The 25,898-nt window shown below is 72.9% G+C and carries 29 protein-coding genes and 2 pseudogenes; 19 read left to right on the top strand and 12 right to left on the bottom strand.

Features of this window, described 5'->3' with window-relative positions; translation table 11 throughout:
* Nucleotides 1–8 precede the first annotated feature (8 nt).
* Nucleotides 9–1,229 (top strand): epoxide hydrolase family protein, encoded by a 1,221-nt coding sequence (locus L1857_RS21550; protein ID WP_116109706.1) that lies wholly within the window; start codon nt 9–11, stop codon nt 1,227–1,229.
* A gap of 91 nt (nt 1,230–1,320) precedes the next feature.
* Here the strand turns inward: L1857_RS21550 and L1857_RS21545 are convergent, their stop codons facing one another.
* The 3 genes from L1857_RS21545 to L1857_RS21535 are packed head-to-tail and all read right to left on the bottom strand — an operon-like array spanning nt 1,321 to nt 2,717.
* On the bottom strand, nt 1,321–1,872 hold the full coding sequence (locus tag L1857_RS21545) for a maleylpyruvate isomerase family mycothiol-dependent enzyme (protein ID WP_116109705.1): 552 nt from the start codon (nt 1,870–1,872) through the stop codon (nt 1,321–1,323).
* Nucleotide 1,873: 1 nt separating this feature from the next.
* The gene (locus L1857_RS21540) at nt 1,874–2,332 is read right to left on the bottom strand and encodes an SRPBCC family protein (protein ID WP_240323078.1); all 459 of its coding nucleotides are present in this window, start codon (nt 2,330–2,332) and stop codon (nt 1,874–1,876) included.
* A 25-nt stretch (nt 2,333–2,357) separates the two neighbouring features.
* Complete coding sequence (locus L1857_RS21535; protein ID WP_094002705.1) at nt 2,358–2,717, bottom strand: ArsR/SmtB family transcription factor; 360 nt, start codon at nt 2,715–2,717, stop codon at nt 2,358–2,360.
* A 510-nt stretch (nt 2,718–3,227) separates the two neighbouring features.
* Between L1857_RS21535 and L1857_RS21530 the strand changes: the two genes are divergently transcribed.
* Together L1857_RS21530 and L1857_RS21525 are read left to right on the top strand one after the other, a co-directional pair.
* A complete protein-coding gene (locus L1857_RS21530; RefSeq protein ID WP_240323077.1) occupies nt 3,228–4,010 on the top strand; it encodes a lytic transglycosylase domain-containing protein in 783 nt (260 codons plus the stop codon).
* Between the two features lie 240 nt (nt 4,011–4,250).
* Nucleotides 4,251–4,601: a hypothetical protein gene (locus L1857_RS21525; RefSeq protein ID WP_162830968.1), complete on the top strand. Its 351-nt coding sequence runs from the start codon at nt 4,251–4,253 to the stop codon at nt 4,599–4,601.
* Between the two features lie 61 nt (nt 4,602–4,662).
* Here L1857_RS21525 and L1857_RS21520 read toward each other — a convergent pair whose 3' ends face one another.
* Nucleotides 4,663–4,995 (bottom strand): glyoxalase superfamily protein, encoded by a 333-nt coding sequence (locus L1857_RS21520; protein WP_116109700.1) that lies wholly within the window; start codon nt 4,993–4,995, stop codon nt 4,663–4,665.
* 41 nt (nt 4,996–5,036) lie between these two features.
* Nucleotides 5,037–5,413, bottom strand: a pseudogene (locus L1857_RS21515) (VOC family protein).
* 62 nt (nt 5,414–5,475) lie between these two features.
* Between L1857_RS21515 and L1857_RS21510 the strand changes: the two are divergent.
* Complete coding sequence (locus L1857_RS21510) at nt 5,476–6,063, top strand: cysteine hydrolase family protein (RefSeq protein WP_116109699.1); 588 nt, start codon at nt 5,476–5,478, stop codon at nt 6,061–6,063.
* Here L1857_RS21510 and L1857_RS21505 read toward each other — a convergent pair.
* The 3 genes from L1857_RS21505 to L1857_RS21495 form a co-directional block, all read right to left on the bottom strand.
* Nucleotides 6,060–6,452 (bottom strand): hypothetical protein, encoded by a 393-nt coding sequence (locus L1857_RS21505; RefSeq protein WP_116109698.1) that lies wholly within the window; start codon nt 6,450–6,452, stop codon nt 6,060–6,062. The genes L1857_RS21510 and L1857_RS21505 overlap by 4 nt on opposite strands.
* Before the next feature lie 23 nt (nt 6,453–6,475).
* A complete protein-coding gene (locus L1857_RS21500) occupies nt 6,476–7,222 on the bottom strand; it encodes a DUF1206 domain-containing protein (RefSeq protein WP_116109744.1) in 747 nt (248 codons plus the stop codon).
* 377 nt (nt 7,223–7,599) lie between these two features.
* The gene (locus L1857_RS21495) at nt 7,600–8,475 is read right to left on the bottom strand and encodes a LysR family transcriptional regulator (RefSeq protein WP_116109697.1); all 876 of its coding nucleotides are present in this window, start codon (nt 8,473–8,475) and stop codon (nt 7,600–7,602) included.
* A 78-nt stretch (nt 8,476–8,553) separates the two neighbouring features.
* Between L1857_RS21495 and L1857_RS21490 the strand changes: the two genes are divergently transcribed.
* Complete coding sequence (locus L1857_RS21490; protein ID WP_346009473.1) at nt 8,554–9,528, top strand: EamA family transporter; 975 nt, start codon at nt 8,554–8,556, stop codon at nt 9,526–9,528.
* Here the strand turns inward: L1857_RS21490 and L1857_RS21485 are convergent.
* Nucleotides 9,475–10,608 (bottom strand): annotated as a pseudogene (locus L1857_RS21485) (FAD-dependent oxidoreductase); the annotation flags it as partial. The gene L1857_RS21490 and the pseudogene L1857_RS21485 overlap by 54 nt on opposite strands.
* 163 nt (nt 10,609–10,771) lie before the next feature.
* Here L1857_RS21485 and L1857_RS21480 point away from each other — a divergent pair.
* Together L1857_RS21480 and L1857_RS21475 are read left to right on the top strand one after the other, a co-directional pair.
* On the top strand, nt 10,772–11,860 hold the full coding sequence (locus L1857_RS21480; RefSeq protein WP_116109743.1) for an epoxide hydrolase family protein: 1,089 nt from the start codon (nt 10,772–10,774) through the stop codon (nt 11,858–11,860).
* A gap of 10 nt (nt 11,861–11,870) precedes the next feature.
* Nucleotides 11,871–12,299, top strand: a complete 429-nt coding sequence (locus L1857_RS21475) for a nuclear transport factor 2 family protein (RefSeq protein WP_094002714.1) — start codon at nt 11,871–11,873, stop codon at nt 12,297–12,299.
* Nucleotides 12,300–12,311: 12 nt separating this feature from the next.
* Here L1857_RS21475 and L1857_RS21470 read toward each other — a convergent pair whose 3' ends face one another.
* Nucleotides 12,312–12,953: a LysE family translocator gene (locus tag L1857_RS21470; protein ID WP_240323076.1), complete on the bottom strand. Its 642-nt coding sequence runs from the start codon at nt 12,951–12,953 to the stop codon at nt 12,312–12,314.
* A gap of 34 nt (nt 12,954–12,987) precedes the next feature.
* Complete coding sequence (locus L1857_RS21465; RefSeq protein WP_116109694.1) at nt 12,988–13,491, bottom strand: MarR family winged helix-turn-helix transcriptional regulator; 504 nt, start codon at nt 13,489–13,491, stop codon at nt 12,988–12,990.
* Between the two features lie 130 nt (nt 13,492–13,621).
* Between L1857_RS21465 and L1857_RS21460 the strand changes: the two genes are divergently transcribed.
* Genes L1857_RS21460 through L1857_RS21415 form a run of 10 tightly spaced genes read left to right on the top strand, consistent with a single transcriptional unit; the run spans nt 13,622 to nt 24,153 of the window.
* Nucleotides 13,622–14,668, top strand: coding sequence for a 2,5-dihydroxypyridine 5,6-dioxygenase NicX family protein (locus L1857_RS21460; protein WP_094002717.1), 1,047 nt, complete (start codon nt 13,622–13,624; stop codon nt 14,666–14,668).
* Complete coding sequence (locus L1857_RS21455) at nt 14,665–15,435, top strand: maleate cis-trans isomerase family protein (protein ID WP_116109692.1); 771 nt, start codon at nt 14,665–14,667, stop codon at nt 15,433–15,435. The genes L1857_RS21460 and L1857_RS21455 overlap by 4 nt, the downstream gene beginning before the upstream one ends.
* Complete coding sequence (locus L1857_RS21450; protein WP_249466082.1) at nt 15,432–16,703, top strand: FAD-dependent oxidoreductase; 1,272 nt, start codon at nt 15,432–15,434, stop codon at nt 16,701–16,703. The genes L1857_RS21455 and L1857_RS21450 overlap by 4 nt, the downstream gene beginning before the upstream one ends.
* Nucleotides 16,704–16,740: 37 nt before the next feature.
* A complete protein-coding gene (locus L1857_RS21445; protein WP_094002720.1) occupies nt 16,741–18,135 on the top strand; it encodes an MFS transporter in 1,395 nt (464 codons plus the stop codon).
* 19 nt (nt 18,136–18,154) lie between these two features.
* Nucleotides 18,155–19,018: an FAD binding domain-containing protein gene (locus tag L1857_RS21440; RefSeq protein WP_094002721.1), complete on the top strand. Its 864-nt coding sequence runs from the start codon at nt 18,155–18,157 to the stop codon at nt 19,016–19,018.
* On the top strand, nt 19,015–21,417 hold the full coding sequence (locus L1857_RS21435; protein ID WP_116109689.1) for a xanthine dehydrogenase family protein molybdopterin-binding subunit: 2,403 nt from the start codon (nt 19,015–19,017) through the stop codon (nt 21,415–21,417). Before L1857_RS21440 ends, L1857_RS21435 begins: the two co-directional genes overlap by 4 nt.
* Entirely contained in the window at nt 21,414–21,911 is a 498-nt protein-coding gene (locus L1857_RS21430; RefSeq protein WP_116109688.1) for a (2Fe-2S)-binding protein, read from the top strand. The genes L1857_RS21435 and L1857_RS21430 overlap by 4 nt, the downstream gene beginning before the upstream one ends.
* Entirely contained in the window at nt 21,908–22,573 is a 666-nt protein-coding gene (locus L1857_RS21425; RefSeq protein WP_249466079.1) for an SRPBCC family protein, read from the top strand. The genes L1857_RS21430 and L1857_RS21425 overlap by 4 nt, the downstream gene beginning before the upstream one ends.
* On the top strand, nt 22,560–23,243 hold the full coding sequence (locus tag L1857_RS21420) for an isochorismatase family protein (RefSeq protein ID WP_116109686.1): 684 nt from the start codon (nt 22,560–22,562) through the stop codon (nt 23,241–23,243). The genes L1857_RS21425 and L1857_RS21420 overlap by 14 nt, the downstream gene beginning before the upstream one ends.
* 1 nt (nt 23,244) lies before the next feature.
* Nucleotides 23,245–24,153, top strand: coding sequence for an alpha/beta fold hydrolase (locus tag L1857_RS21415; RefSeq protein ID WP_116109685.1), 909 nt, complete (start codon nt 23,245–23,247; stop codon nt 24,151–24,153).
* Here the strand turns inward: L1857_RS21415 and L1857_RS21410 are convergent.
* Nucleotides 24,097–24,975 (bottom strand): AraC family transcriptional regulator, encoded by an 879-nt coding sequence (locus tag L1857_RS21410; protein WP_346731877.1) that lies wholly within the window; start codon nt 24,973–24,975, stop codon nt 24,097–24,099. The genes L1857_RS21415 and L1857_RS21410 overlap by 57 nt on opposite strands.
* A gap of 142 nt (nt 24,976–25,117) precedes the next feature.
* On the opposite strand from L1857_RS21410, the gene L1857_RS21405 reads away from it, so the two are divergent.
* The gene (locus L1857_RS21405; RefSeq protein WP_116109684.1) at nt 25,118–25,756 is read left to right on the top strand and encodes a DUF6338 family protein; all 639 of its coding nucleotides are present in this window, start codon (nt 25,118–25,120) and stop codon (nt 25,754–25,756) included.
* Nucleotides 25,756–25,896, top strand: a complete 141-nt coding sequence (locus tag L1857_RS21400) for a hypothetical protein (protein ID WP_167481433.1) — start codon at nt 25,756–25,758, stop codon at nt 25,894–25,896. Before L1857_RS21405 ends, L1857_RS21400 begins: the two co-directional genes overlap by 1 nt.
* Nucleotides 25,897–25,898 lie beyond the last annotated feature (2 nt).

Below are 25,898 nucleotides of genomic sequence, written 5' to 3'. Positions count from 1 at the left end.
AGTGGACGATGACTGACTTCCCGCTGGTGCCGGAGCCGATCCACGTGCCCGAGGAGGTGCTCGACGACCTCCATCGGCGCCTGGAGCTGACCCGCTGGCCCGACGACGTCGGCAACGAGGACTGGTTCTACGGCGTGAACCGCGACTACCTGCGCGAGCTCGTCGGCTACTGGCGCACCGGATACGACTGGCGCCGCGCCGAAGCCGCGATCAACGCCTACGAGCACTACCGGGTCGATGTCGACGGCGTGCCGGTGCACTTCATGCGCAAACCCGGGGTGGGGCCCGATCCGGTGCCGCTGATCCTCACCCACGGCTGGCCGTGGACGTTCTGGCACTGGTCCAAGGTCGTCGGCCCGCTGGCCGATCCCGGCGCGCACGGCGGCGACCCGGCCGAGGCGTTCGACGTGATCGTCCCGTCGTTCCCCGGTTTCGGGTTCTCCTCGCCGCTGCCGCGCCACCCGGACATGAACTTCTGGAAGGTCGCCGACCTGTGGCACACGCTGATGACCGGCGTCCTCGGCTACGACAGGTATGCCGCCGCGGGTTGTGACGTCGGGGCGCTGGTCACCGGGCAGCTCGGCCACAAGTACGCCGGCGAGCTGTACGCCATCCACATCGGATCCGGCTTGCGGCTCGACCTGTTCACCGGCGACCGGGCGTGGGCCTTCGGCGGCGGAAAGCCCTTTCCCGCCGGGCTGCCCGCCGATGTCCACTCCGGACTGGTCGCGCTGGACCGGCGGTTCGCCGTGCACCTCGCCGCGCACATGCTGCACCCGAGCACGCTGGCCTACGGGCTGACCGACTCGCCGGCCGGGATGCTCGCCTGGATCCTCGAACGGTGGGTGAACTGGAGCGACAACGGCGGCGACATCGAGTCGGTGTTCAGCAAGGACGATCTGCTCACCCACGCGATGATCTTCTGGGTGACGAACTCGATCGGCACGTCGATCCGCACCTACGCCAACAACAACCGCTACCCGTGGACCCCCTCGCACGACCGCCGGCCGGTGGTCGAGGCGCCCACGGGCATCACCTTCGTCGGCTACGAGAACCCGCCCGGCGTCAGCACCGGGGACCGGGTCCGGCACTTCTTGGACAGCGACCGCGCCGCCTGGTACAACCACGTCAACCTGACCGCCCACGACGCCGGCGGGCACTTCATCCCCTGGGAGGTGCCGGACGCCTGGGTGGCGGACCTGAGGCGCACCTTCCGCGGCCGCCGCTAGGTCTGAAACTGACGGAGGTTGTTGACAGTCTGGGCTCTCGATCTAGGAAGGGAGCTCATGGCTGAGCGAGTGTGGAGCGAGAAGGACCTGGTCAGGGGCGCCAGGCCGGGTCGCGGCCGATGAAGGCCATCAGCTGGTCCTGCGGGGACGCGTCGGCGGGGACGGGGACCGCGGGGCCGTAGTGGCCGCTGTCGCGCAGGAGGTGTTCGATCGGCCGCATCGCGGCGAGCACGGTGGCGCAGCGGTCCTGGCCGAGGTCGGGTTCGCGGCCGAGTGCCTTGGCCAGGTCCCAGGTGTGCATCCACACGTCGGCGGTGTAGAACTGGTCGATCGCCTCGTCGACGGGCTTGTCGCCGGTGTGCGGGTTGCTGTGCACCCGTCCGCCGGGGTGGTCGAGGATGGCCTGGATGTCGGTGACGTGCTGCTTCCAGGCGGCGGCCGGCCCGGCGTCGACGTCCAGGGCCGGGAGGTCGATCCCGGCGCCGCGCAGGAACGCCCGGGACCACTCGACGAGGTGTTTGACGATGTCCAGCGCCGTCCACTCCGGAACCGGGCTGGGGCGGGCCCAGTCACCGGGGGAGGCGGACTCGACCAGTTCGGTGAAGCGGGCCGCGTCGTGTGCGTGCTGCTGGGCCGGGGTCATCTCAGGCTCCCCCGGCCAGCAGCTCGTCGAGCTTCTCGTAGCCCTCGCGGACGCCGACGTCCATGCCGCTGGACAGTATGCCGTCGCGGGTTTCGAAGTCCTCGACCACGCTCAGCACCCGCAGCCGGGTCCGGCCGCCGCCGAGCGCCTCGAAGGTGAGCGTCTCCAGCGCGACCCCGTCGGGTTCGCCTTCGTAGGTGAAGGTCCACACGATCCGCTCGTGCGGGCGCACCTCGTGGAAGCTGCCGTAGAACGAGGCGATCTCGGTGCCGTCCCGGTCGTTGGCGAAGGCCCATTCGCCGCCGGTGCGGGCGTCCCACCTGGTGATCCTCGTGGTCAGCGAGCGCGGCCCGACCCACCGCGCGTAGAGGTCGCGGTCGACGTGGGCGCGGAACACCTGCTCGGGTGGTGCGTCGAACTCGCGGATGATCTCGATGGTCGGCACCTTCTCGGCCGCCACGATCCGGGTTTCCTGCTGGGCGTGGTCATGATGCGTCCTCCTGGGTCTGGCCGGTGTCGCCGGTCAGGCGGGACAGCACGGCGTCCAGGCGCCGGTACCGCTCCTCGGCCTGGCGGCGGTAGCGCTCGATCCACTTCGTCATCAGGTCGAGCACCTCCGCGTCGAGGTGGACGGGCCGCCGCTGGGCGATCCGGCTGCGGGTCACCAGGCCGGCCTCCTCGAGCACCTTCACGTGCTTGGAGACCGCCTGGAGGCTCATGTCGTACGGCTCGGCCAGCTCGCCGACGGTCGCGTCCGCGGCGGCCAGCCGGGCGACCAGGTCGCGCCGGGTCGGGTCGGCCAGGGCCGCGAACACGCGGTTGAGCCGCTCGGTCGTCTCGTCCACCCTGCTTCCTCAACTACTTGGTTGCGGACGACAGTAGAGCACCCGTCCCCAGGTTGTCAATCGACTGGTTGAGGAAGGCTGGACGGGTCACGAAAGAAAGTGATCGGTGCTATTCGAACACGCGGGCGGGTGATGGATTGCGGCGCTGATCGGTGATCACCGGGGGGAGCGTGGCGGTGTGAGGCTGGGCGCGAGGGGTGAAGATCCCTTGCTTCGCCCGTAACCTCGCGGGGCCCGCGAATCGGCCCGCGCGGGAGGCAGTAGCAGTGCTATTACCCAGCGGTAGAAACGCTGTTAGAGCTGCGGGAACAGCCGGTCCGCAAGATCGCACGCCACCCCCTCAAACTGTGTGGTCAGTCACCGTTTGGTGATATCTCCGTTGCGTGTTCGTAATCTGGCCGAGGCCTCGCGGAGACCGGAAATCCCCCGTTCCGTCTCGTGTGGCTCCCGCCGGCCTGGCCCCCGACAGGGTCGGCGTGGCTGAACGTCAAGCAAGGAGACCTCCCGTTCATGGGAAGCCATAATTTCAACAACCGTGCTCCCCGGAAGGCGGCCCTGTTTTCCCCGGACAGGTACCGCCCGCGGCACGCAGCCAAACCGAAGAACCTCGGCCGGATCGGCGCGCGCACGTCCGTTTCGGCGAGCCTGCTCATGATGTCCGTGGCCGGCTCCGCCAGCCCGCTCGCGATGGCGAGCGGCAGCGGCGAGGCCGCCCCGCCGGCGCCCGCCGCCGGTGCGACCCCGGTCGCCGGCACCGTGGCCGCCGTCCCGGTTCTCGGGCCGCCGTCGACGTGGGTGGTCACCACCCCGGCGCCGGTGCTGGACATCCCCGCCGCCATCGAGGTCGCGGCACCCGAGCCGGTCGCCGTGGAAACCCCGGTCGCGGAACCGGCTCCGGCCCCGCCGCCCGCGCCGGAGGTGTTCGACACCACCGGCGACCCGATCGCGGGCTGGATCAACGAGGCCATCCGCGTCATGCGGGCGCAGGGCGTGCCGGTCGACGGCGGCGACGTGCAGGCCATCCGCACGATCATCGACAAGGAGTCGAGCGGCAACCCGAACGCCGTCAACCGCTGGGACAGCAACTGGCGCGCCGGTCACCCCTCCAAGGGGCTGATGCAGTGCATCGACTCGACCTTCAACGCGCACAAGCTGCCCGGCCACGACGACATCTTCAACCCGGTGGACAACATCATCGCCGGGGTGCGCTACACGATCAGCCGCTACGGCGGTTTCGACGGCCACCCCGGGCTGAAGTCCATCCGGAAGGGCAGCGGCTACCGCGGCTACTGACGACGACGGGCGCCCGTCCACTTCGGACGGACGCCCGTGTGGTTAGCAGGGCTCGGGAACGGTCCGTCCACTGTGTACGCACGGTGGAGCCGGCGTGCCCACCTCGCCCGTTCGCCGGACGCCGCGTCCGCCCAGCCGCCGGAGCCACCCGTTCCGTAGCCGGGTCGTGAGTGCTAACGTGGTGTCCGTGATCGTCCCGCGGGGCCGGATCACGTGATCCGCCGTTCACCAGGGGGCCGCATGAGATTGCTCGGCGTGCACCAGGGTCTGGTGCACGCGCCCCTGCCGCAGGTGCGGGACCTCGTGCTGAGCACCGCGTTCTCGGCCTCCGCCACGCCATTGCGGGTGCGCAAGGACGCGGCGCAGGGGTGGATCGAGGCACGCGGGCAGTGGTGGTGGTGCGGGCGCGTCGAGGTGCACGAGCACGCCGCCGGGGCCCGGGTCGTCTACCGCATCTACAACGTGGCGACCGGGCTCGCCGGGCGGCTCGTGCCCGTCACCGTCGCGCGCGGGCACCGGGGCCCGGATCCGCTGCGCGCGCTGCTCGCCGAGCTGGGGGAGCGGCTCGGCTGCCGCACCGAACTGCTCTAGGACGCCGCGTCCGGCGCCGGCCGTCCTTCTCGGCCACCGGCACCGCGTCGCCGCCGGCGCGTCATTCCGTCGGCGTGCCGACCCGGAGCCGGTTGCCGTCGGGGTCGCGCAGCTCGACCTCACGCGCCCACGGAGCGTCCGTCACCGGCACGCCGAACTCGGCGGCGACGGCCTCCACGTCACGGACGCGGAGGTAGACCAGCGTGCCGGGGCGGGCGTCTCCCGTGTGCTCGGACAAGAACAACCGCACGCCGCCCCGCGCGACCTCGACGAACGCGGGCAGTCCCGGTTCGAAGCGGTGTTCCCACTGCTTGGTGAAGCCCAGCCGCTCGTACCACGCGACCGCCGCCGCGGCGGCCGCCACGCGCAGAATGGGAATGGCTTCCTCGTCCATGGCGCCATCGTCGCAGACCAGCCAGGGCGAACGCCGCCGCTCTAGCCCCCGTAGGGCTTGGTGATGATTTCCAGCCGGTGCCCGTTCGGGTCGTTCCAGTACACGCCGCGGCCACCGTCGTGGTGGTTGATCCGCCCCGGCTCCTTCTGGAACGGGTCCGCCCAGTACGGCAGGCCGCGACTGGTGATGCGCTCGAAGATCTCGCCGAACTCGGCGTCGCTGACCAGGAAGGCGTAGTGCTGCGGGTGCACGGGCCCGTCGACCTGGAGCACGTCGAGCGAGACCCCGTTGTCGGCCGCACCACGAGGAACGGGCCGTAGGGGACCGGGCCGGGCAGGCCGAGGACGCCGGTCAGGTACTCGGCGGTCTCCGCCCGGTCCCGCGCCTCGACGATCGTGTGGTTGAGCTGGACGGCCATCGCCGGCTCCTTTCCTCGCGGAACCTGGTGTCCCCACTGTAGGCCGCCGCTAGGCTGCGGGGATGACCATGGAACACGCCGCCGTGCTCGCCCTGCACTGGCAGGTCAACGTCATCAAGCCGGAGGGCTTCTTCGGCGGTATGCTCGCCGCGCCCGTCGAGCGCAGCGGCGTCGTCGGCCGCGCGGTCCGGTTCCACGAGTGGGCCGCCGCCGCCGGGATTCCGGTCTACTTCACCCGCTTCACGATCCCCGAGGACGAGGGCCGGCTCGTGCGCAACACCGCGTTCATGCGGGCCGTCGGCGACGCGCAGGAGCAGTTCCGGCCCGGCGCCCCGGGCACCCGGATCATCCCCGAGATGACGCACCTCGCCGAACACGTGACCGACAACCAGAAACTCTCCGGGCTCGCCGGCAACGACCTCGCCGCCCGCCTCGGCGACGCCGGCGTCACCACGCTGTACGTCACCGGCGTCGCCACCAACCTGACCGTCGAGCAGACCGCCCGGCACGCCACCGATCTCGGATTCGTCGTCCACCCGGTGAGCGACTGCGTGGCGGCCGCGGACGAGGCCGTGCACCTGGCGTCGCTGGCGAACCTGGACCTGGCGACCGCGGGCTGCCGCACGGCCGCCGAGATCACCGGAGGCTAGAACTCGTCGCCGCTGGAGAGTTCCTTTTCGAACGCGTCCGCCTGCGCGACGACCGACAGCAGCGGCCGCTCGAACTCCTCCCGCAGGTGCAGTGACGTCAGCGGCACGGTGTGCTTGATCAGCGCGACCCCGTCCACGACCGCGGCGCCCCCGATCGACGAGCCGCCGGCCAGCTCGAGCAGGCGGCGCAGGTCGATCTTGTCGGCCCAGCCCACGGCCGAGGAGATCTCGGCCCATTCGGCGCCGTCGAGGTCGGGCAGGTGGTGCACGGTGACCTGCTGGCTGCGGCCGCCGTCGGTGTCCAGCCGGAAGCGCAGCCAGTGCTCGCTCTCCTCCAGCACCTCGTACCGGATGCGTACGTAGTTGATGACGTCCGTCCAGATGGTCACGGGCGTCAGCTTAGCCAGAAGCCTCAGCTCTTGTGCGCGCGCGCCGCGGCGAAGCAGTAGATGCCGAACGCCGCCAGCCCGGCCGCGACGACCACCAGCAGCACGACGCCGTAGGGCTGGGCGGCGAGCGTGCGCAGCGCCTTGTCGACCCCGCCCGCCTGGCCGGCGTCCGACCGCAGCGCGGCGTAGCCGAGCAGCCCGCCGATGATCGCGTACACCACGCCCTTGGCGACGTACCCCGCGGAGCCGAGCCACTCGACCCACTTCGTGCTGCCCGCGGGCAGTTTCGGGGTGTTCAGGTCGTCGAGGAAGCTGCGTTTGATCCCCTTCACCGCCGCCGCGACGCCGACCGCGATCACCGCCGCCCCGGCGACCGCCACCAGCGCCTGCCCGGCGGGCAGCCGGAGCAGGCGGGCGGTGAACTCCTGCTGCGGCTGGTTGCCGTGCGCGGAGCCGCTGCCGGTGGCGAGCCGGATCGCGGTGTAGGCCAGGGCGAGCACCACCACGCCCCGTGCCCCGGAGCCGATGCGCTTGCGCACCCGCTTGCCGCGCCGGGGCACCCAGGTGTAGCCGCGGGCGGCCATCAGGAACTGCCACCCCCCGAACGCGACCAGCCCGATGGCGAGCACCCACAGCATCACTTGTCCGGCGGGGGTGGACCCGACTTCCTGCAGCGCGCCCTTCTGGTCGGCCTCCTTGCCGCTGTCCCCGGCCGCGACGCGGACCGCCAGGTAGGCGACGACCAGGTGCACCAGCCCCCAGCAGACCATGCCGGCGCGTCCGGCGGCCTGCGCCGCGGAGCGTCCCCTGACCCGTGCCGCCAGACCGGCGCCTGTCGCGTTGCTCGTCATCCGGGTACCTCCTCGTCACTCGATCGGGTGTACCCCGGAGGTGGCGTGGTTAAGCCGGGCGGGAGAGGAGCACGCCGAGGGCGCACCCCTGCGACGACGCCGAGCACCGCCAGCGTCGTGGTGCGGAACCCCGCCTGTCGCTCCGGCTGGTAGGGGCGTAGCCGTACCGGGTCTGCACCAGCGGATCGGCGGGAAACGCAGCAGCGCCAACGGAAACCACACCGAACGCCGATCCCCGGCCACGGTGTGGCAGGCTCCCCACCCTGCGGCGGCGGGATGTCCGCCCGCGGACCGCCCTACCCGGCCGGCACGCCGAGCACCTCCAGGAACGCGGCCGCCGCCGGGGTGAGGCCCGCTGTGCTCCAGACCAGGTGCTCGATCCGCCCGGGCGCGTCGGTGACCGGGACCGTCGCCACGCCGGACAGGTGCGGCGCGTACGTCGACGGCAGCATCGCCACCCCGAGGCCCGCCCGGATCAGCCCGGCCATCAGCTCGGCCGTGGTGACCTCGAACGCCACCTCGCGCTGCACCCCCGCCGCCGCGAAGGCCTGGTCGGACTGGGCGCGGCCCGGCGCGCCCGCCGTGAAGTCCACGAACTGCTCCGCCGCGAGCGTCCGCAGGTCGACCTCCGCCCGCCCCGCCAGGGCGTGCCCGGGCGCGACCACCGCGACGAGCCGGTCGCGCGCCAGTTCGTGTCCCCGCACGCCCTCGGGCCGCGTGGTGACCGGCAACCCGAGGAAGGCCAGGTCCAGCGCCCCTTCCCGGACCTGCTCGACCAGCTCGTGGCTCGCCGCCATCCGCAGCCGGACCCGCACCTGCGGGTAGCGCTGCCGGAACACTCGCAGCGCGTCCGGCAGGTCGACCGCCGCGACCGTGGGGATCACCCCGACGCTCAGCCGGCCCCGCACCTCGCCGACCGCGGCCGCCACCTCCGCCGCCGCCCGCTCGGCGAAGTCCAGGCACTGCCGCGCCGCGGGCAGGAACGCCGCGCCCGCCGCGGTCAGCCGCACCCGCCGGCTGGTGCGGTCGAACAACCGCGCCCCCAGCTCCCGCTCCAGGCGGGCGACCTGGTGGCTGAGCGCCGACTGCACGACGAGACATCGCTGCGCCGCCCGGGTGAAGCTGCCGGTCTCGGCCACCGCGACGACGTAGCGCATTTGCTGGAGTTCCACCGATCTATCGTGCCGCACGATCGGTCAGGTGACGAACATGTGTTGGACTCATGGATCAAGGCGACCGAGACTGGCCGGGTGAGACTTCGCGACACCGCACTGGCCGCCTTCGCGCCCGTGGTCTGGGGATCGACCTACGTGGTCACCACCGAACTCCTGCCGCCCGCCCACCCGTTGTTCGCGGGCCTGCTTTGGGCCCTGCCTGCGGGCCTGATCGCCCTCGCCGCCACGCGGACCCTGCCGCGCGGGGCCTGGTGGTGGAAGGCCGCCGTGCTCGGCGTGCTCAACATCGGCCTGTTCTTCCCGCTGCTGTTCGTCGCCGCCGAACGGCTGCCCGGCGGCGTCGCGGCGACCCTGGGCGCCACCCAGCCGCTGATCGTGGCCGTGCTCGCGGTCGCGGTCCTGAAGGAAAGCCCGTCGGCGTGGCGGTTCGCCTGGGGCGTGACCGGTGTCGTGGGGGTGGGCCTGGTCGTGCTCGGCCCGGCGGCCGGATTCGGCGTGGCCGGCGTGCTGGCCGGGCTGGGCGGCGCGGCGACCATGGCGCTCGGCGTCACGCTCACCAAGAAGTGGGGCCGTCCCGCCGAGGCCGGCCCGACCGCGTTCGCGGCGTGGCAGCTGACCGCGGGCGGGCTGTTCCTGGTGCCGGTCACGTTCCTGGTCGAGGGCGCCCCGCCCGCGGTCGATGTCCCCGCGGTGCTCGGTTACCTGTGGCTCGGGCTCGCCGGCGGGCTGCTGGCGTACGTGCTGTGGTTCCGCGGGATCACGACGCTGCCGGTCACCTCGGTCGCCGTGCTCGGCCTGCTGTCGCCGATGGTCGCCGCGCTGCTCGGGGTCGTCGTGCTCGGGCAGACGCTCGGACCGGTTCAGCTGACCGGCTTCGCCCTGGCCCTGGCCGCGATCGTCGCCGGGCAGCGGTCACGGCCGGGAGCGCAGATCCGCCAGCACGGCCGTCGCCGCGCGGCGGCCGGACACCAGCGCGCCCTGGATGGAGCTGGTGTCGCGGTGGTCCCCGCACACGTAGCGGCCCGGGGCGAGCCGGACCGGCTGCCGTAGCGGGTGGCCGGCCGGCATGACCGGCAGCGCCCGCGCGATCGCGTAGGTCTCGACCCGCTCCCAGTCCGTGGTCGTGGTGTCGTACATCCGCGCGAGCGTGGTCCGCACGTGCGGCTCCAGCTCGTTGCCGGTGTCGCAGCGTTCCGGCACCGACGCGGCGACCAGCGTCTGGCCCGGCGGCGCGTACCCCGGCGCGACGGCGCTGATCACCGCGGTGTTGACCAGCAGGTCACCGCTGTCGGTGCGCAGGGTCGGCTGCCGGGACGGCGGGTGGCCGCTCGTGCCGTAGTAGTAGGTGGTCACCGCGTGCCACTCCGGCTCCGGGACGCCGAGCAGGCCGTCCGCCGCGGCCACCACCACCGCCCGCGCGAGCACCTCGCCGCGGTCGGTCGTGACGCCTTCGCCGGTGATCCCGGTGACGCGGACTCCACATCGGACGGTGCCGGGCACGAGATCGCGGGCGAGCAGGTGCGGCAGCGCGCCCATCCCGGACGCGGGCAGCGCCGCGCCGCCGCGCAGGAAGCTCCGCCACACCAGGTGGAACGCCCGCGCGGACGTCCTCAAGGGACGGTCCAGGAACACCCCGGCGAGGAACGGCCGCAGCACCTCGTCGACCGTCCGGTCGCCGACGCCGCGCCGGGCGAGGTCCTCGGCGATGCTCGAATCGGCACCGGCTTCGAGCCGGCGGGCGGGGGCGAGCACGTCCCGTGCCGACATCGTCAGCAGCGCGGCCACGTCGCGTGGCCGGCCGGCGGTGCAGGCGAGCAGGTCCCGCACCGCGCGGCGGTGCCGCCACGGCGGGGCCAGCGCCTGCCCGTCCGCGATCACCCCTCGCGTGAAGTACTGCAACCGCAGGTCGGCGAGGCCGGACAGCTCCCGCACGGCCGGGTAGGCGGGCAGCAGCACCTGGAACCCGCGGTCCAGGCGGAACCCGTCGATCACGTCGGTGCGCACCCGGCCGCCGATGTCGTCCCCGGCCTCGCAGACCAGCACGTGCAGCCCGGCGCCCTGCAGGATCCGGGCCGCGGCGAGCCCGGCCGGACCCGCGCCGGCCACGACCACCTCGGCCCGCTCCACCATGTCCGCCCTCCTCGGGAGGAGGACTACCACGCCGAGTGGGGGCGCAACCACCGGTCAGGGAAAAAATTCGTTCGGCCCACCAATGAGTGTGATAGCGTTAGGCCAGCAAACGATAGAGTGGCTAACGTTAGGTAGCCGAATGGACAACCGGGAGCTGGGCACCATGATCGAACCGTTCCGCATCGACATCCCCCAGGCCGACCTCGACGACCTGAACGACCGGCTCGCCCGCACCCGCTGGCCCAACGAGGTCGCCGGCGCCGGCTGGGACTACGGCTTCCCGCTGGCACGCCTGCGGGCACTGGCCGGCCACTGGCGCAGCGGCTACGACTGGCGAAAGCACGAAGCCGAGCTCAACGAGCTGCCGCACTTCACCACCGAGATCGACGGCCAGAGCATCCACTTCGTGCACGTCCGGTCGGCCAGACCGGACGCGCTCGCGCTGGTCCTCACCCACGGCTGGCCCGGCTCGTTCCTGGAGTTCCTGGACGTGATCGAGCCGCTGTCGCGCGACTTCCACCTGGTGATCCCGTCCATTCCGGGCTACGGCTTCTCCGGGCCGACCCACGAGGGCGGCTGGAGCGCCGAGCGGATCGCGCGGGCGTGGGCCGAGCTGATGTGCCGCCTCGGGTACGAGCGGTACGGCGCGCAAGGCGGCGACTTCGGCGCCGGCATCTCCCTGGCGCTCGGCTCGGTGGCGCCCGAACAGGTGGTCGGCGTGCACATCAACTACCTGCCGACCCGGCCGGACCCCGATGCCGGCGTCGAACTGTCCGAAACGGACGAGGCCCGGCTGGACAAGGTCAGGCAGCTGATGGCGAACCGCCCGCCGTACCAGGCCCTGCAGGCCGCGACCCCGCAGACCATCGGCTACGCGCTGACCGACTCGCCGGTCGGGCAGCTGGTCTGGATCGCCGAGCGGTTCGCGCACTGGACCGACCCGGACTCGCGGATCAGCGACGACCGGTTGCTCACCAACGTCTCGCTGTACTGGCTGACCGCGACCGCGGCCTCCTCGGCGCGGCTGCACCACGACGCCCCGCGGGGGCAGTACCTGCCGTGCCGGGTGCCGGTCGGCGTGGCCGTGCTCCCGCACGACATCACCCAGTCGGTGCGGCCGCTGGCCGAGCGGCTGTACGACATCCGGCACTGGTCGGAGTTCGAGCGCGGTGGCCACTTCGCCGCCATGGAGGTGCCGGACCTCTTCGCCGAGGACGTCCGGGCCTTCTTCCTGACCGCCCTGACGTCCTGAGGAGACCGCCATGACAGAGACGCCGATCCGCGCGCTGGCCGACCGCGCCGAGCTCGCCGAGCTGGTCGCCCGCCACAGCGTGTGGCTCGACGAAGGCCGCTACGACGAGACCGGCCGGCTGTTCACCGAGGACGTCGTCGTCACCTCCCTGCGCGGGGAGGCGCGCGGCATCGAAGCCCTCGTCGAACTCGCCCGCTCGGGGCACGACACCTACGTCCGCACCCTGCACAGCAAGGCCAACCTCGTCATCGACGTCGACGGCGACACCGCCACGGTGCGGGCCCACGACATCGCCGTGTTCGTCCTCGACGACAAGACCGAGGCCGTCGCGGCCGGAGTCCACCACTACCGGGCGCGCCGCACCGCGCACGGCTGGCGCTTCGACCACCTCGTGATCACCCCGGTCGCCCTGACCGAAGCCCTCGGCCGGGCGCTCTGACCGGCCGCGCCATCACCGGCCGTCCACGGCCATCCGCACGCCGAGTGCGACCAGCACGGTGCCGCTGATCGCGTCGAGCCTGCGGCGGACGGCGGACCGGCGGAACCACCCGCCGGCCCGCCCGACCGCCGCCGCCAGGCTCAGGTACAGGACGGTTTCCAGGGCCACCTGGAACACGGCGAGCAGCGCCGTCGTGCCGAACAACGGCCGGCCCTCGGGCACGAACTGCGGGTAGAACGCGATCATGAACGCGGCCGCCTTCGGGTTCGCCAGCATGACGAGCAGGCCTTCGCCGAACGCGGCGGCCCAGCCCGTGGCCGGCGCCGCGGGCGGCTCGTCGGCAGGTGCGGCCGGGCGCCAGGCCGACCGCCACGCCTTGATCCCCAGGTGGATCAGGAACGCCGCGCCGGCGACCCGCAGCACGAGGAACGCGACCTCCGACGCGGCGACCAGTGCCGCCAGCCCCGCCGCGGCGGACAACGCCCACACGTACAGACCGGCTTCGAGACCGAGCACGGTCGGCACCGCGCCGCGGAACCCCCGCACCGCCGCCCGGCGCAGGATCAAGGCCATCGCCGGCCCCGGCGAGGCCGAGATCAGGACCACGGCCAGGGCGAAGGCGGGCAGCACCGCGAGCAGATCCACGCCCGGCATCCTGCCCGCGGTACGACCGCGGTTTCAACGGAAATCAGTCCAGTTCGTCGAGCGCCGCGACGGCTTCCCAGCGCGCGCCCAGGGTGTTCAGCAGCCCCGCGACGTCGACGTCGCCCGAATCCGAGCCGAGCAGCGCCTTGTCCAGGCGGCGGGCCCGGCGGTTGACCTCCGTCAGCACCGCCGAGCCCTCCTCGGTGAGCGACAGCAGCTTGCGGCGCGCGTCGCGGGGCGACTCGACGCGCTGGATGAGGCCGCGCTGTTCGAGCCTGCGGCACAGGTCCGCCATCGTGGAGGTGTCCAGGGCGACCGCGCCGGCCAGGGAACTCTGGTCGCTGCCGGGGTAGGCCCGCACGGCGGACAGGACCGCGAACTGGGGCCCGGTCAGCACCGGGTCGACGTGGCGGTTCCACGCGGCGAGGTAGGCCTGGTACATGCGGCGGGCGCCGTACCCGGGGGCGGCCAGCAGATCCGGAGGAGGCGCCGGTGCGACGGCCGGAGCCCCCCGGCCGCGCCGGCCTGCCCGCGCTGGCTCACCCATCAAACCCTCCCACTCTCGCGGCTTCCCGTGATCCTACGTGTCCGGACGATCGCGCCGCCGTGACAGTCCGGCCCAAACTCTTGCGTATCCGGATAATACGTGTTCGGATTAATAGCGGAGGTGGTCAACGATGGACCAGAACCTGTTCAACGACATCTGCCTGCGCCAGCTGACGCTCTCGGGCGTGCACGAGGGCGAGACCGTGGTGGTGCTGACCCGCGGCGGCGAGCGGGCGGAGTACGCCGACGCCTTCCTGTGGGCCGCCCAGCAGCTGGGCGCCGCGACCTACCACATGCGCCTGCCCTCGCCGGCCAGCGCGTCCGGCGCGTGGGCGGTGGGCGACTCCGGGCTGGGGAACATCCCCCGCGCGGTGGACGCGCTCAAGGGCGTGGACATGGTCGTCGACTGCACGTTCCTGCTGTTCAGCAAGGAGCAGTTCGCCATCCAGGAAGCCGGCACCCGCATCCTCACCGCCGTCGAGCCGCCCGAGCTGCTGGCCCGGCTGATGCCCACCAAGGAGCTGCGCGAGCGGGTGGAGATCGGCGCCGAGCTGCTGGCCAAGGCGAGCACGATGCGGATCACCAGCCCGGCCGGCACCGACGTCACCTACCGGCTCGGCGTGTACCCGACGCTGTCGGAGTACGGCTACACCGACACCCCGGGCCGCTGGGACCACTGGCCCGCGGCGTTCGTGTTCACCGGGGGCGCCGACGACGGCGTGGACGGCAAGATCGTGCTGTCGCCCGGGGACGTGCTGCTGCCGTTCAACACCTACGTGCAGACCCCGGTGGAGATCACCATCGAGGAGGGCTTCATCCGCGACATCCGCGGCGGCGCCGGATCGTCCGGTTTGGACGCCGACCTGCTGCGCTCCTACATCGAAAGCTTCCACGACCCCCGCGGCTACGGGATGAGCCACGTGGGCTGGGGCCTGGACGAGCGCGCGCACTGGCACGGCCTGACCCAGTTCCCCGGCGGGATGGGGATGGAGCTGCGCAGCTTCTACGGCAACGTGATGTTCTCCATCGGCCCGAACAACGAGCTGGGCGGCCCGAACGACACCGCCTGCCACTTCGACATCCCGATGCGCGGCAACTCGCTCTACCTCGACGACGAGCTGATCGTCGACGCCGGCGAGCTGACCGTGCCGGAGATGCGCCCGGCGGCGAAGCGATGACCGACCACCACATCGGGATGATCGTCCCCAGCTCGAACCTCACCATGGAGACCGAGCTGCCCCGGATGCTGCGCGCCCGCGAAGAGGCCGAGCCGGGGGAGGCGTTCGTCTTCCACTCCGCGCGGGCCCGCATGCAGCACGTCGACCCGGAGCAGCTGCGCGCGATGAACGACCAGGCCGGACGCGCGGCGGCCGAGCTCGCCGACGCCCGCCCGGACGTGGTCGCCACCGCCTGCCTGGTGGCGATCATGGCCCAGGGACCCGGCTACCACTGCACGGCCGAGGACGACATCACCCGCGTTCTGCGCGCCGAGGGCTGCGCCGCGCCGGTCGTGTCCAGCGCGGGGGCGCTGCTGTCCGGCCTCGCGGCGCTGGGCGCCGCGAAGATCGCGATCATCACCCCGTACCTGAAGCCGCTGACCAAGGCGGTGGCGGACTACATCGAGGACGCCGGGGTCGAGGTGGTGGACGCGCTGTCGCTGGAGGTGCCGGACAACCTCGCGGTGGCCCGGCTGGACCCGCACGACCTGCGCGAGCACTACCGCAAACTCGATCTGTCCGGAGTGGACGCCCTGGTGCTGTCCGCGTGCGTGCAGATGCCGTCGCTGCCGTCGATCCAGCCCGTCGAGGACGAGACCGGGATCCCGGTCCTGTCGGCGGCCACCGCGACCACGTTCCGGATCCTGACCGAACTCGGGCTCCCGCCGCGCGTGCCGGGGGCCGGGCGGCTGCTCGCGGGCACAGACCAGACGAGGAGGCCGGCGTGACGGCGAGCCAGTCGTTCGAAGTCGTGGTCGTCGGGGGCGGCCTGGGCGGGCTGTGCGCGGCACTGTCGCTGCGGCAGCGGGGCCTGCGGGTCACCGTGGTCGAGGCGGCGCCGCAGCTCGGCGAGATCGGCGCGGGCATCCAGACCGCGCCCAACGCCAGCCGGATCCTCATCGGACTGGGCCTGCGCTCGCAGCTCGAGCGGGTGCGCACCGAGCCGCAGGACCAGGTCCGCCGCCGGTGGGCCGACGGCAGCATCATCGCCCAGCTGCCGCTGGGACAGCGGGTCACCGACACCTACGGCGCCCCGTACTGGCACTACCACCGCGCCGACCTGCACGGGGTGCTGCTGGACGCGTGCGTGGACCCGGACGGCCACGGGCCGGTGGTCCAGGTGGCGACCGGCGCGCGGGTGGTCGAGCTGGACCGCGCCCAGCCGGAACGCCCGGCGGCGATCACCGCCGACGGCCGCCGGTTCACCGGGGACGTGGTGATCGGCGCGGACGGCATCCGCTCCGCGGTCCGCGATCTCGCCGGGTTCGACGACACGCTGGTGTTCTCCGGCGAGATGGCCTACCGCGCCCTGATCCCCGGGGACCTGGTCGCCCAGGACCCGGCCACCCGGTTCCTCGTCGACCGCTACCACTCCACGATCTGGTACGGCCCGGACAAGCACCTGGTGCACTACCTGATCCGCGGCGGCCAGTACCTCAACGTGGTCGCGATCGTGCCGTGCACCGACACGATCGCCCGCGAGTGGAGCGGCCCGGCGACCGCCGAGCAGCTCGCGGCGGAGTACCGGGACTGGGACGACCGGGTCCCGGCCGTGCTGTCGAAGGCCAAGGACGAGGATGTGTCGGTGTGGGCCATGTATCGGCGCCGGCGCGATCCGGTGTGGGTGGACGGGCGGGTCGCCCTGCTCGGCGACGCCTGCCACGCCATGCTGCCCTACCAGGCCCAGGGCGCGTCCCAGGCGATGGAGGACGCGGCGGTGCTCGCCGAGGAGCTGGGACGCGTCACCCGCGACGGGATCGACGGCGCCCTGATCCGCTACGTCGACCGGCGCGCCAAGCACGCCGGCATGGTCCAGGACGCGTCCCTGCAGAACATGAGCTTCTACCACCTGCCCGACGGTCCCGAGCAGCGCGAGCGCGACGAGAAGCTGCGCCGGTTCGACGGCGAGTCCGACGTGTCCTACGACTGGCTGTGGAACGGCAGCCCGCTCACCGATCCGGACACCGAGTCCATCAACTACCAGTTCGCCCGCTGAGGCGCGGAACTGGCCGACAATCGCAACGGAGCGATTCATGCGTACCGGAGATCAGATCGTCCAGGACCTGCCCTGGCGCTGGAGCGTGCAGGGGAAGATCTTCCTCATCGGTGGTCTGGGCTACATGTTCGACGCGTGGGACGTCGCCCTGAACGGGTTCCTCACGCCGCTGGTCGGGACCGAGTTCGGGTTGTCACCGGGCCAGAAGGGCCTGGTGGCGACCGCCAACCTGATCGGCATGGCGGTGGGGGCCGTCGTGTGGGGCACCGTGGCCGACCGCATCGGCCGGAAACGGGCGTTCAGCATCACGCTGCTGGTGTTCGCCCTGTTCTCCGTGCTCGGGGCGCTCTCGCCGAACGTGGAGGTCTTCCTGGCTCTGCGGTTCCTGGCCGGGGTGGGGCTCGGCGGGTGCATCCCGGTGGACTACGCGATCGTCAGCGAGTTCTCCCCGCGGCGCCACCGCGGCCGGGTGCTCTCGGCGATGGACGGCTGGTGGCCGGTGGGCACCACCCTGGCCGCCGTCACGGCGACCCTGCTGGTCCCGGTGTCCGGGAACTGGCGCTGGATGCTGGTGCTGATGATCCTGCCCGCGCTGCTGCTGTTCTGGGTCCGGCGCGGGGTTCCGGAATCCCCGCTGTACCTGGTGCGCAAGGGCCGGGAAGCGGAGGCCCGCGCGGTCATCGACGACCTCGTCCGCCGCACGGGCGCGCCCGCCGAGCCGTACACGATCCCGCCGGCGGTCGTGGAGGACACTCGCGGCGGCGCGCTCACGGCCGCGTTCGACCAGCTGCGCCGGGTGTGGGCGTTCAGCCCGCGGATCACGGCCGTCGCGTGGTCGCTGTTCATCAGCGTCATGCTGGTGTACTACGCCGCCCTGAGCTGGATGCCGTCGATCCTGCGCGCCCAGGGGTTCGGGGAGATCGCGGCCTTCGCCTCGACCGCGCTGATGAACGCGCTGGGCATCGTGGGCGTCGCGGTGGCGGTGCTGCTCGTGGAGAAGGTCGGCCGCAAGCGGATCGTCGCGGTCGCCGGGCCGCTCGCGGCGCTTTCGCTCGTGGTGTTCTCGCTGCTGCTGGGCTCACCCACCGGCGCCGTGATCGCGATCGGCGCGTTCGGCATGCTGGCGCTGGTGGTCATCCCGGTGATGTACGCCTACGTGTCCGAGCTGTATCCGACGGAGCTGCGGGCGTCCGGTTTCGGCTGGGCGTCGTCGTCGAGCCGGGCCGTGACCGGCTTCGCGCCGCTGGTGTTCGGCAGTCTCCTGTGGCCGGTGCTCGGACTGCCGCTGACGTTCACCGTGCTGGGCGGTCTCGTGGTGGCCGCGGTGGTGTTCATGATGCTGGGGGCGCCGGAGACCCGCGGCCGCGAGCTCGACCGGATCGCCGTCCCGGCCAAGCCCGAGGCGCCCGCGAAAACCACGCAGGTGCCGTGAACGACAGGAGGTCGACACCGTGAAGCCCGCCGCGTTCGCCTACCACCGGGCCCACGACGTGCCCGACGCCATCGGCCTGCTCGGCGAGCTCGCCGCGGCGGGCGAGGAGCCGAAGCTGATCGCCGGCGGGCAGAGCCTGGTCCCGATGATGAACTTCCGGCTCGCCCGGCCGACGGCCCTGGTCGACCTGGGGCCGCTGCGCCGGGATCCGGCCCTGACCGGCCTGCGGCGCGCGGGCGCGGGGCTGGAGATCGGGGCGCTGGTCACCCACCGGGCGGTCGAGGTGGCGAAGCTGGGGCCGGACTTCGACGTACTCTCGCGTGCCATGCGGTGGGTGGGGCACCTGCCGATCCGCTCCCGCGGCACGGTGGCCGGCAGCATCGTGCACGGCGACGCCACCGCCGAGTGGTGCCTGCTCGCGCTCCTGCTCGACGCCGTGATCGTCGCCGACGGCTCCGGCGGGCGGCGGGAGATCCCGGCCGCGGAGATGTTCCACGGGTTCTACACCACCGCCGTGGAACCGGACGAGGTGGTGACGGCGGTGCGGTTCACCCGGCCGTCGCCGCGGGCCGCGCTGACCGAGTTCGCCCGCCGCCACGGCGACTTCGCGATCGTCGACGTCGCGGTCAGCCTCCACGAGGACGGGGGCCGGGTGGTGGTCGGCGGCGTCGCGCCGGCGCCCGTCCGGGTCCCGGAAGCCGAGGCCGTCCTCGCCGCCGGTGACCCCGGGCGGGACCTGTTCGCCGCGTGCGCCGACGCCGCGGCCGCCGCGGTCGACCCGCCCGGCGACGCCGCCGGCAGCAGCGCCTACCGCCGCCGGCTCACCCGGACGCTCGTCGTCCAGGCCCTGCACCAGGCGTGGGAGAAAGGAGTGACGCGATGAGCGACGGTGCTCCGCGGTTCGACGGGCGAGGCGGCCGGTGGGTCGGCGCGTCGGTGCCCCGGCGGGAGGACCCGCGGCTGCTCACCGGCCGGGGACGCTTCGTCGACGACATCCAGCCGCCCGGCACGCTGCACGCGTGTTTCGTCCGCGCCACGGTCGCGCACGCCCGGATCACCGGGATCGACCTGTCGGCCACCCTGGCGGTCGACGGGGTCGTCGCCGCCTGGACGGCGGCCGACCTCGATCTGGGCGACATCGTCGCGTTGCTGGACCGCCCGCCCGAGGAGTTCGCGCCGACCGCGATGCCGATCCTGGCCCGGGACAAGGTGCGGTTCACCGGCGAACCGGTCGCGCTGGTCGTCGCGCGGGACCCCTACCTCGCCGAGGACGGCGCCGAACTGGCCGTCGTGGACTACGAGCCCCTCGGGGCGATCGTGTCGGAGGAGACCGCGCTCGCCGAGGGCGCGCCACTGGTGCACGAGGAAGCACCCGGCAACGTGCTGCTGGACGTGTCCATGTTCGACACCCCCGGGGTGGACGAGGCGTTCGCGGCCGCCGCGTGCGTGGTCGAGGTCGTCACCCGCAGCGGACGGCAGAACGCCCTCCCGCTGGAAACCCGCGGCGTGATCGCGTCCTGGGACGACCACGACGACCAGCTGCTGGTGCAGATGTGCACCCAGGTCCCGCACCAGGTGCGCACCGCGCTCGCCCGCTCGTTGCGCGTGCCCGAGCGGACCGTGCGGGTCACCGTCCCGGACATGGGCGGCGGGTTCGGCCAGAAGTGCGTGGTCGGGCGCGAGGAGATCGCGGTGGCGGCCGCGGCGAGGCGCCTGAACCGGCCGGTGAAGTGGATCGAGGACCGGCGCGAGGCCCTGACGGCCGGGTTCCTGGCCCGGGAGCAGCGCTACCGCACCCGGGCGGCGTTCGACGCCGGCGGGCGGATCACCGCCCTGGACGCCGACATCGTGTGCGACATGGGCGCCTACTCCTGCTACCCGTTCACCGCCGGGATCGAGCCGCTGATGGCCTCGGCGGAGATGCCCAGCGTGTACCGGGTGCCCGCCTACCGGGTCCGGGCCCGCGCCATCACCAGCAACAAGGCGCCCACCGCGCCCTACCGGGGCGTCAGCCGGCCCCAGTACGTGATGGCGATCGAGCGGGTGATGGAGCGCGCCGCGCGCGAACTCGGCCTCGATCCGCTGGAGATCCGGCGGCGGAACCTGATCACCCAGTTCCCCTACACCGGGGTCAACGCCGTCACCTACGACCCCGGCACCTACCGGGAGTCGCTGGACCTGGCCGAGGCCACGCTGCGCGACGAGGGGTGGTACGAGCTCCGGGAGACCGCGGCCGCCGAGGGCAGGCACCTCGGCATCGGCTTCTGCTGTTTCTCCGAGCGCACCGGGTACGGGTCGGGCGCCTTCGCCAAACGGAAGATGACCGTGGTGCCCGGGTTCGACATCTCCGAGATCCGGATGGACACCACCGGCTCGGTCGTCGTCACCAGCGGCACCATGAACCACGGCCAGTCCCACGAGACGACGCTCGCGCAGATCGTCGCCGACCGGCTGGGGGTGCACCTCGACCAGGTGAAGCTGCGCCAGGGCGACACCGAGCGCATCGCCTACGGGTGGGGAACCTTCGCCTCGCGGTCGGTGACCATCGGCGGCTCGGCCGTGGCGCTGGCGGCCACGCGGCTCGGTGAGCTGCTGTGCCGGATCGCGGCGCACCTGCTGGAGACCAGTCCGGACAACGTCCGCCTCGACGGTGCGGGCGGCGTCGTCCAGATCGACGACCCGGGCCGGCGCGCGTCGTTCGAGGAGATCGCCGACGTCGCCTACCTGCGCAGCCACCTGCTGCCCAAGGACGTCGAACCGACGCTGACGGCCACGGCGAGCTTCGACGTGCCCGGCGACGGCACCTTCTCCAACGCCACGCACGCCGTGGTCGTGGAGGCCGACCCGGGCACCGGCGCCATCACGATCCTGCGCTACGTGTGCGTGGAGGACTGCGGGGTGGTGATCCACCCGCAGGTCGTCGACGGGCAGTGCCGCGGCGGGATCGCCCAGGGCATCGCCGGCGCGTTGTTCGAGGAGGTCACCTACGCCGGCAACGGTGAACCGTCGGCCGCCAGCTTCATCGACTACCTCGTGCCGACCGCCACCGAGATCCCCGACATCACCGTGTCCCACCTGGAAACGCCCTGCGCGTTCACCGAGAACGGCGCGAAGGGCGCCGGCGAAGGCGGCACCATCGGCGCGCCGGCCGCGGTGCTGAACGCGATCAACGACGCGTTGCGCCACACCGGTGTCGAACTCGACACGACACCGGTGCACCCGCAGACCGTGCTCGCCGCGCTCGACGCGGCCCCGGAGCGAGAAACGAGTACCGCCTCATGACCGACCGGCACCTGATCGTCCTGACCGTCAACGGCAGCGAGCACGAGGCCGTCGTCGAGCCCCGCAAGACCCTGCTCGACGTCCTGCGCCACGACCTCGGCCTCACCGGCGCGCACGCGGGGTGCGAGCACGGCGTGTGCGGAGCCTGCACCGTCCTGGTGGACGGCGAACCGGTGCGGGCCTGCCTGGTGTTCGCCGTCCAGGCCGAGTCGGCCGACATCCGCACCGTCGAATCGCTGAGCCGGGACGGTGAGCTGTCCGACCTGCAACAGGCCTTCCGCGAGCACCACGGGCTGCAGTGCGGCTTCTGCACGCCGGGATTCCTGATGCTCGCCGAGGGATTCCTGGCCCAGCAACCGGACGCGGACCGCGCGGAGATCCGCGAAGCGGTCTCGGCGAACCTGTGCCGCTGCACCGGTTACCAGACGATCGTGGACGCCGTCGCGGCGACCGCGGCCCGCCGTCGTGACACCGAGAAGGAAGTGACCTCGTGATCCTGGAAAACCAGCTGTCCGTCCCGGCCGATCCCGGCGCGGTGTTCGCGTTGATCAACGACGTCGAGCGGGTCGCGGGCTGCCTGCCGGGCGCGACCCTGGACGGGCAGGAGAGCGACGCGTACCTGGGCCGGGTCAAGGTCAAGGTCGGCCCCATCACCGCGGCCTACTCCGGCAAGGTGCGCTTCACCGAGGTCGACACCACCGGGCGGCGGCTGCGCCTGTCGGCGCGGGGAGCGGACACCCACGGCAACGGCGACGCCGAAGCCGACGTCACGCTGATCGTCCGGGAGGCCCCCGGCGGCGCCACCATCGACCTGCGCACCGACCTGTCCCTCCGCGGCAAGCTCGCCCAGTTCGGCAAGGGCGCCATCAGTGCCGTGTCGGCCCGGTTGCTCGACCAGTTCGCCCGCAACCTCGCCGCCCAGCTGAGCGCCCAGCCGGGCGCGGGGGAGGAGCCCCGGGCCGCCGCTCCGGCGGCGCCGGTACCGGCGGACGGCGGCGAGTCGCTCGACGGGCTGGCCATGCTGCTGCCCCCGGGCGCCAAGCGGTACGCCGCCGTCGCGGCCGCCGCCGCGCTCGGGCTGTTCCAGGGCTGGCTGCTGGGCCGGATCCGCACCCAGGACAAACTGATCAAGGAGTTGCAGCGTGCCCGTCGATGACCACCGCGGCCTGCACGGCGCCGAGACCGACGCTGTCTACGACCGGGCCGGGTTCGGCGCCACCGTCCCCCGTGGACAGAGCCCGGCCCTGATCGTGGTCGACCTGACCCGCGGCTTCACCGAACCCGGTTTCCCGTCCGGAGCCGACCTCACCGCCGAAGTGACCGCGGCCGCCACGCTCGTGAGCGCGGCCCGACGCGGTGACGTCCCGGTGATCTACACCGCGATCAGCTACACCCCGGCCGAGGCCGAGGGGGACGCCGTGGCCTGGCTCCGGAAGGCGCCCGGCATGCGCGGCCTGCGCGAAGGAAGTGACGCCGTTGCGCTCGACCCCCGGCTGGACTGCCGCGACAGCGACCACCTCGTGCTGAAGAAGGGCGCTTCGGCGTTCCACGGAACCGGGCTGGCGGCGCTGCTGACCGGGCTGGGCGCGGACACCGCGCTCGTCTGCGGAGCCACCACCTCCGGGTGCGTCCGGGCGACCGCCGTGGACGCCGTCCAGTCCGGCTTCGACACCCTCGTCGTGCGCGAAGCCTGCGGCGACCGGGCCCGCGGGCCGCACGACGCGGCGCTGTTCGACCTGCAGGCCAAGTACGCCGACGTGGTCGCACTCGCCGACGCCGCGGCCTACCTCGACGCGCCGGACCGAGCCGGCAGAAAGGTGTCCTGACATGGTTCCCGAGTCCCCGTCCGCGCGCACGCTGAGCCAGCCCGCGCTCGCCGACCTCGCCGAGGTCCCGGCGACCAGCCGCTGGGTCCGGTCCGGGGCGGTGCGGCTGCACCTGCTCGACTACGGGCCGGCGGACGGCATCCCGCTGCTCGTGCTGCCCGGCATCACCAGCCCCGCGATCACGATGGACTTCGTGGCGCGCGAACTCACCGGCCTGGTGCGCCCGATCGTGCTCGACGTCCGCGGCCGCGGGCTGTCCGACAGTGCCGATACCGGGCCGGAGGGCTACGACCTGGCCACCTACGCCACTGATGTCGCTGCCGTCGCCTCCGGGTTGGGGCTGGACCGGCCGGTCCTCTTCGGACATTCGATGGGAGCGCGCATCGCGGCCGCGGCCACCGCCCGCTGCGAGGTGCGCGGCACGATCCTGGCCGACCCACCGATGAGCGGCCCCGGCCGCGGCCCCTATCCCACCACGCTGGAGGCGTTCCTCGGCCAGCTCGACCAGGCCCGCCGCGGCACCGACGCCGACGAGGTGGCGCGGTCCTGGCCCCGGTGGCCGCGCCGCGAACAGGAGCTGCGTGCCCGGTGGCTGTCGTCGTGCTCCCGCACCGCGATCGCCGCCACCCACGCCGGTTTCGAGTCGGAGGACTTCTTCGACCACTGGCCCCACGTGCCCGCCCCGGCCGTTCTGCTGTACGGCGGGGACAGCCCGGTCGTCACCGCCGCCGGCGCGGCCGAAGCCGGCCGCGCCAACCCGGCCGCCGAACTGGTCGCGATCCCGGACGCCGGGCACATGGTGTTCTGGGACCAGCCCGCACCCGCCCTCACCGCCCTGCGGGAGGCGCTGCGATCAGTTCTCGCGGTAGGCCGAGGGCCGCACGCCGACCTGGTTCAGGAACGCCGCTGACAGCGCGCCGGGACTGGCGAAGCCGCACCGCGCGGCGATGCCGGCGAGGGTGAGGGTGGTTCCGGACAGCAGCCGCTGGGCCTGCTCGATCCGCAGCCGGGTGAGGTACCGGTGGGGTGTCTCGCCGGTCGCCGCCCGGAAGACGCGGATCAGGTGGTACACGCTCAGGTGCACCTCGGCGGCGATGTCGGCCAGCGTCAGCGGCTCGGCCAGCCGGTCCCGCATGACGGCGATGGCCGCGCGGACGGCGGCGTGCTCCGGCCCCGGCGGCGGCGCGTGCCGGCCGCGCGTCACCAGGTGCGTGGCGAGGAACGCGGCAGCCGATTCGGCGTACAGATCGTCCGTGTCGCGGGCGGCGGGCAGCGCGCGGAGGAGCTGCCCGACGAGCGGATCGCCCGCGGCCAGCGCGGCGGACAGCGCTGCGAAGTCCGGCGCCGGGCCGTCCAGCTGGGCCGCGGTCCGGGCCAGGGTCGCCGACGGGATGTGCACCTGGATCGTGCGCATCGCGGAGTGCGCGCGGTAGTCGCGCACGCTGGCACGGCCGGGCACGACGAGTTCGAGGTCGCCGGGCACCCGGCGGCCTCGGACCGGTTTCCCGTCCGCGCGCGTCCGCATGTCCACGTCCCCGGCCACGTAGAGGATCAGGTGGACGTCGGACACGCCGGGCAGCCGGAGCTGCTCGACCGCCGGCGCGTGGTCGAAGCACTGCACGAGCAGCGACCGCCAGCCCGCGTCGGCCCAGCTGCAGTAGGTGCGCCGCACCGGCGCCGACGTGCCGAACCCCGCGTAGGGCGCCAGATCGAAGTCGGGCGAGTCGAACATCATCCGAACGTAGCCGAGATCCCGGCGGTGAACGAGCCGGGTACGCGGCCGACGTTCGGGCGAAACCGGGCGGTCCGGCACAACCCGGGGCGGCTTGGCGCTAGCGTGATCACGCCGAGGGCGTCCGGGAGGGGATGAGGCGATGCAGGCACCGTCGACGGTCGTGCAGCTCGCGCTGCTCGTCCTCCTCGTGCTGCCCGGCATCACCTACCAGTTCGTGCGCGAACGGCGGCGCGGGCCGGTGCCGGGGGAGCGCGACCTCGGCGAGCGGGTGCTGCGCGCGATCGTCGCCTCCATCGCCCTCGACGCCGCCTACGCGATCGTCGCCGGGCCCGCGCTCGTCCGGCTCGCCCGGGGCACCGGGCCCGGCGACTGGACCGGGTTCACCGAGCAGCCCCGTCTGGTCGGCGCGGTGGCGGTGCTGCTGTTCCTCGTCGTCCCGGCGCTCGCGGCCGGCGCGGTGTCGCTGGTGGAGCGCCGCCGCCGCGGCTCGCGGTACCTGCGCACCCCCACCGCCTGGGACCACGCCTTCCGCGACCGCGAACCGTGCTTCGTCCGCGTCCGCCTCAAGGACGGCAACTGGGCGGGCGGCTGGTACGGCCACCGCTCCTACGCCTCCTCCTACCCGCACCCGCCCGAGCTGTACCTCGAATCGGCGCGCGTGATGGGCCCGGACGGCAGCTTCGGCGCGCGCGTTCACGGCACGGCGGGCCTGCGGCTGCGGGCGGAGGACTTCGACGTGCTGGAGTTCGTCGAACCGGACCAGGGGAAGGAGAAGTGATGGACCGCGAACTCACCCCCGAAGAGGAGGAGATCGTGCGCACGAGCGTGTCGCGCGGCTACACGCCCAAGCGCGAGGTCACCGAACCCGAGGACCCGCCTGCCGGGTCCGCCGGCACCTCCCAGGCGGCCGAGGACTGACC

The organism is Amycolatopsis thermalba (genome assembly GCF_023376025.1).
Taxonomy (GTDB): domain Bacteria; phylum Actinomycetota; class Actinomycetes; order Mycobacteriales; family Pseudonocardiaceae; genus Amycolatopsis_E; species Amycolatopsis_E thermalba.
This window is presented reverse-complemented; position numbering and strand designations above follow the sequence as displayed.

What these genes read in the sequence shown, in the direction of transcription:
- L1857_RS21550 (WP_116109706.1), top strand. Translation starts at nt 9, where the DNA reads ATGACTGACTTCCCGCTGGTGCCGGAGCCGATCCACGTGCCCGAGGAG.
- L1857_RS21545 (WP_116109705.1), bottom strand. Translation starts at nt 1,872, where the DNA reads ATGACCCCGGCCCAGCAGCACGCACACGACGCGGCCCGCTTCACCGAA.
- L1857_RS21530 (WP_240323077.1), top strand. Translation starts at nt 3,228, where the DNA reads ATGGGAAGCCATAATTTCAACAACCGTGCTCCCCGGAAGGCGGCCCTG.
- L1857_RS21525 (WP_162830968.1), top strand. Translation starts at nt 4,251, where the DNA reads ATGAGATTGCTCGGCGTGCACCAGGGTCTGGTGCACGCGCCCCTGCCG.
- L1857_RS21520 (WP_116109700.1), bottom strand. Translation starts at nt 4,995, where the DNA reads ATGGACGAGGAAGCCATTCCCATTCTGCGCGTGGCGGCCGCCGCGGCG.
- L1857_RS21510 (WP_116109699.1), top strand. Translation starts at nt 5,476, where the DNA reads ATGACCATGGAACACGCCGCCGTGCTCGCCCTGCACTGGCAGGTCAAC.
- L1857_RS21500 (WP_116109744.1), bottom strand. Translation starts at nt 7,222, where the DNA reads ATGGTCTGCTGGGGGCTGGTGCACCTGGTCGTCGCCTACCTGGCGGTC.
- L1857_RS21480 (WP_116109743.1), top strand. Translation starts at nt 10,772, where the DNA reads ATGATCGAACCGTTCCGCATCGACATCCCCCAGGCCGACCTCGACGAC.
- L1857_RS21475 (WP_094002714.1), top strand. Translation starts at nt 11,871, where the DNA reads ATGACAGAGACGCCGATCCGCGCGCTGGCCGACCGCGCCGAGCTCGCC.
- L1857_RS21470 (WP_240323076.1), bottom strand. Translation starts at nt 12,953, where the DNA reads ATGCCGGGCGTGGATCTGCTCGCGGTGCTGCCCGCCTTCGCCCTGGCC.
- L1857_RS21465 (WP_116109694.1), bottom strand. Translation starts at nt 13,491, where the DNA reads ATGGGTGAGCCAGCGCGGGCAGGCCGGCGCGGCCGGGGGGCTCCGGCC.
- L1857_RS21460 (WP_094002717.1), top strand. Translation starts at nt 13,622, where the DNA reads ATGGACCAGAACCTGTTCAACGACATCTGCCTGCGCCAGCTGACGCTC.
- L1857_RS21455 (WP_116109692.1), top strand. Translation starts at nt 14,665, where the DNA reads ATGACCGACCACCACATCGGGATGATCGTCCCCAGCTCGAACCTCACC.
- L1857_RS21445 (WP_094002720.1), top strand. Translation starts at nt 16,741, where the DNA reads ATGCGTACCGGAGATCAGATCGTCCAGGACCTGCCCTGGCGCTGGAGC.
- L1857_RS21435 (WP_116109689.1), top strand. Translation starts at nt 19,015, where the DNA reads ATGAGCGACGGTGCTCCGCGGTTCGACGGGCGAGGCGGCCGGTGGGTC.
- L1857_RS21430 (WP_116109688.1), top strand. Translation starts at nt 21,414, where the DNA reads ATGACCGACCGGCACCTGATCGTCCTGACCGTCAACGGCAGCGAGCAC.
- L1857_RS21415 (WP_116109685.1), top strand. Translation starts at nt 23,245, where the DNA reads ATGGTTCCCGAGTCCCCGTCCGCGCGCACGCTGAGCCAGCCCGCGCTC.
- L1857_RS21410 (WP_346731877.1), bottom strand. Translation starts at nt 24,975, where the DNA reads ATGTTCGACTCGCCCGACTTCGATCTGGCGCCCTACGCGGGGTTCGGC.
- L1857_RS21405 (WP_116109684.1), top strand. Translation starts at nt 25,118, where the DNA reads ATGCAGGCACCGTCGACGGTCGTGCAGCTCGCGCTGCTCGTCCTCCTC.
- L1857_RS21400 (WP_167481433.1), top strand. Translation starts at nt 25,756, where the DNA reads ATGGACCGCGAACTCACCCCCGAAGAGGAGGAGATCGTGCGCACGAGC.